Annotated in this window: 6 protein-coding genes; 4 read left to right on the top strand and 2 right to left on the bottom strand. The window is 64.5% G+C overall.

Annotation, left to right across the window (positions count from 1 at the left end; translation table 11 throughout):
- Window positions 1-506 (bottom strand): alcohol dehydrogenase catalytic domain-containing protein (locus EOA23_RS32735; RefSeq protein WP_148669355.1); only part of this gene is annotated, 506 nt, incomplete at its 3' end.
- Between the two features lie 161 nt (window positions 507-667).
- Here EOA23_RS32735 and EOA23_RS32730 point away from each other — a divergent pair.
- The 3 genes from EOA23_RS32730 (at window position 668) to EOA23_RS32720 (ending at window position 2,960) form a co-directional block, all read left to right on the top strand.
- On the top strand, window positions 668-1,384 hold the full coding sequence (locus tag EOA23_RS32730) for a FadR/GntR family transcriptional regulator (protein ID WP_127307110.1): 717 nt from the start codon (window positions 668-670) through the stop codon (window positions 1,382-1,384).
- Window positions 1,385-1,583: 199 nt separating this feature from the next.
- Entirely contained in the window at window positions 1,584-2,393 is an 810-nt protein-coding gene (locus EOA23_RS32725; RefSeq protein WP_127307109.1) for a class I SAM-dependent methyltransferase, read from the top strand.
- Between the two features lie 117 nt (window positions 2,394-2,510).
- The gene (locus EOA23_RS32720; protein ID WP_127307108.1) at window positions 2,511-2,960 is read left to right on the top strand and encodes a hypothetical protein; all 450 of its coding nucleotides are present in this window, start codon (window positions 2,511-2,513) and stop codon (window positions 2,958-2,960) included.
- Between the two features lie 39 nt (window positions 2,961-2,999).
- Here the strand turns inward: EOA23_RS32720 and EOA23_RS32715 are convergent, their stop codons facing one another.
- Complete coding sequence (locus EOA23_RS32715) at window positions 3,000-3,290, bottom strand: muconolactone Delta-isomerase family protein (RefSeq protein WP_042637898.1); 291 nt, start codon at window positions 3,288-3,290, stop codon at window positions 3,000-3,002.
- Between the two features lie 117 nt (window positions 3,291-3,407).
- Here EOA23_RS32715 and EOA23_RS32710 point away from each other — a divergent pair.
- The coding region (locus EOA23_RS32710; protein ID WP_145966561.1) for a LysR family transcriptional regulator at window positions 3,408-3,557 on the top strand (150 nt) is incomplete at its 3' end.

The following is a 3,557-nucleotide window of genomic DNA, read 5'->3' as shown; positions in this document are numbered from 1 at the left end:
GACCCAACCGCCGGCGCCTTCGCCGAGCCTCTTGCCGTGACGCTGCATGCCGTCGCCCAGGCGCCGGCGGTTGGGTCGGAGCCCGTCGCCAGAGGCACGGCGTTTTCGGCGCGGCAGACGAGATGTTCGGCAAAGCCGCCCTGCACATGCGGCATGCGCATCGCCGACCCCAGGAAGCGCATGTCGAGGCAATGGATTGGTTGCCCGGCGCGGCAGAAGGCGCAGACGCCGCAAGGGTTGGCGGGATTGACGGCGACCGCCGTGCCCACCGCCGGTCCGGAGACGCCGGCGCCCAGCGCCTCGACGCGGCCGGCGATCTCGTGGCCGAGGATCATCGGCTCCTTCATGCGGACAGTGCCGAAGCCGCCATGGCGGAAATAATGCAGGTCGGAGCCGCAGATGCCGCCGCGCGCAATACGCACCAGCACCTCGCCCGGACCGGGCTCCGGCGTCTCACGCTCCTCGACGTCGAGGTCGAGCGGCCGGCGCAGCACCACCGCGCGCATCGAGGATGTTGGCGACAAGCCGGCTCTCCGCTGTTTCCCCAACAGCTAACAGGAAAGTCGCGATGCCTTCAACTGAATTTATCTGACAAATCAGATGATAATGGACAGGTTCGGCTTGGTGAGGTAACACCGACGGTTGCAGACCAAATGGGCCGGGACAAATGGCAGGCAACCAGACGGCGTCGGTGACGGACGAGATAACCAACAGTCTCGGCCGCGAGATTCTCCGCGGGCTGTTTCCGCCCGGCTCGACCCTGATTGGCGAGGAGGAGATCTGCGCCCGCTTCGGCGCCAGCCGCAGCGCCGCCCGCGAAGCGGTGAAGATCCTGTGGGCCAAGGGCCTGCTGGTCACCCGCCCGCGGCGTGGCTCGCGCATCCGCCCGCTGAAGGACTGGAATTTCTTGGACCCCGCGGTGCTGGGCTGGCTGCGCGCCAGCGCGACACCGCGCCACTTCATCATCGAGCTTCTGGAAGTGCGCCTGGGTTTCGAATGCGAGGCCGCCGCTCTTGCCGCGAGCCGCAACAACCCCGACGAGATCGCCGCCATCCGCGAGGCCTTCGAGGCAATGCGCGCGGCCTCCTCCGGCCAGGGCGATCCGGTCTTGTCGGACGCCGCTTTCCATGAAGCGGTGCTTGCCGCCACCGGGAACCGCTTCTTCCTGCCGCTCTCGGCGCTGATCCACACGGCGCTGCAGTATAGCGTGCCGACCACCAACGCGCTGTTTGGTCATCCGGTGGGCGATCTCGACGCGCATGGCAAGGTCCTGAAGGCGATCGAGTCTGGCGACTCCGCAAGAGCCCGCAAGGCCATGCACGACATGCTGAGCGAAGTGCTCGCCCGCGTGCGCACGGCCGTTGAACTCACTGGTGCCGGCTGAATCGTCCTGGCCGGAACCTGCCTGTCGTCCCGGTCTGCTGTGTCTCGGCGGCAATGGATTGTCGCCGAAAACAGCGACGGTTCCGTTGCCGGCAAGGGCAGGAGCCGGCTGCGCCTTCTGGCCGAAAGGCGGGCCTGTCACAACGCGGTCATTTCCGCGCCCAATCATTCAAGGCCGATTCGGGATTGGTGCGGCCGGTATGACTGAGAGGACAAAGCCCAGCTATGACGGCGCGATTCTGAGCTTCCAGCAGAAGCGTGGACAGGAATCCTGCGCCTTCGTCCTGCCCTTCCTGAGACCCGACATGCGGTTGCTGGATATCGGCTGCGGACCCGGTACCGTCACCGCAACACTCACCGCTCATGTCGGCGAGGCGGTCGGCGTCGACATACAGCCCCGTTCCATCGCGGCGGCGAAGGAATCGGCGGTGGAAGCCGGCATCGGCAACCTGTCGTTCCTCGAAGCCGACATGATCGCCTTGCCGTTCGATGACCTGGCCTTCGATGCCGTCTTCTTTCACGCCGTGCTCTACCATCAGGACGCGACGACATTGGCCAGGACACTTGCCGAAGCAAGACGGGTTCTGCGCCCGGGAGGTCTTGTCGCCACCCGCGATGCCGATGTCGGCGGCAACATTCTTGATCCCGATCTGCCGGGCTTGCGGCTCGCGCTCGATCTCTGGCAGCGCTGGTATGAGCATGGCGAGCCCGACGCCCTGCATTTCGGCCGCCGTCAGGGCGCGGTCTTCAGGACGCATGGTTTCGAGCCGATCTGGACCGGCGCGAGCTACGTCAACCACAGCGCCGACGCCGAGACACGCCGGGAGACGGTCGACGATGCCAGGCGTAGTCTCAATTCCCTCGGCCCAAAGCTCATCGAAAAAGGGCAGGCGACAGAGGCCGAGCTCGAGGAAGCGCTCATGTCCTGGGGTGTGTGGGAAAATGATCCGGATGCCGTTTACCTGCGCTGCCGATGCGAGTGCGTCGCCAGGAAGCCGGATGCCGCTTAATGCATGTCGCCCAAAAGTGCGCAGCGGTTTTGGGAGAACGTCATGCATCAAAACAAAGACTGAAAGCGCGTCGCGCGAATCCGTTTCGACGCGACGCGCTTTTAAAGCCTGACCGGCGTGGACGGAAGCTGTTACGCGGCATTAATTCCGGACTGCTACTTTAAGCTGCGTCCAACCGGAAGAAGCTCGGCCATGAGCCAGCGCGCGTTCATCACTCTGCTCGTCCTCCTGGCGGTGCTGGTCGCGCTGTCGGCGACGTCCTTTCCAGGCGCGATGATCGGCTTTCTGTTCGGCATCGCCATTGCCTTCTTTGTCGCCGGACCGGTGATGCTGATCGGCAAGGTGCTCGAGAATGCCGGCATTCCGATATCCGGTGGGGCGGTCTTGTGGATGCTGGCCGGGTTTTATGCGCTGCTCATTCTCTTCGCGGCATTCCAGACCTGGCGCCGGCTCCAGCGTCAGGAGACCGGGCAGGCGCGATCCGCGGGGCTGCGGCTGGCGCTGCTCGTCGCGCTTCCCGCGATGGCATGGCTGTCAGTGAACGCGATGCAGGAAGCCTGGCCGTGAGGCCGCCAATATGCGGCAACCTCACGAATAAAGCTCGATTCAGCGCTTCGGCCCAAAGCCCGGATAGGGGTTGAGCGGCACGATCGCCGTGATGTCCATCATGCCGGCCTCGATCAGCGGCAGCGTGGCGAGATGGCCGCGCACTTCCTTCTCGTCGGCCGCTTCGAACATCATGCCGCTGCCGGGAATGTCGCCACGGTTCCAGATCTGGCGCACGGCGCCTTGCACGTAAAGCGTCTTGCGCTGCTCGGACTCCGGCGGCAGCAGCGGCGCGAAGTCGGCGTCGCTGAATTTCTGGGTGTTGCGGGTGAGCAGGGCAAAGAACTGCATGGCGGTCTCCTTTTGTGGCTGGTTGATGCCGGGAGACATCGCGCCAGCTGTCCAGACTGTCCAAGACTGATTAGGATAAAGTTCAGACCTTGGAGGACTTGGAAATTGGAGGCCAAAATGCTCGATCTGCGCCAGATCAGATATTTCGTCGCCGTCGCCGAGGCCGGGAATGTCGGCCGCGCCGCCGAGCAGTTGCACATTTCGCAATCGCCCTTGAGCCGTCAGATCATGCAGCTCGAGGAGCAGCTCGGCGTCACGCTCTTCGAG

Origin of the sequence: Mesorhizobium sp. M2A.F.Ca.ET.042.01.1.1 (assembly GCF_003997405.1) — a bacterium.
GTDB lineage: Bacteria > Pseudomonadota > Alphaproteobacteria > Rhizobiales > Rhizobiaceae > Mesorhizobium.
The sequence above is the reverse complement of the archived record's forward strand: the minus strand, read 5'-3'. Positions and strand labels throughout refer to the sequence as shown.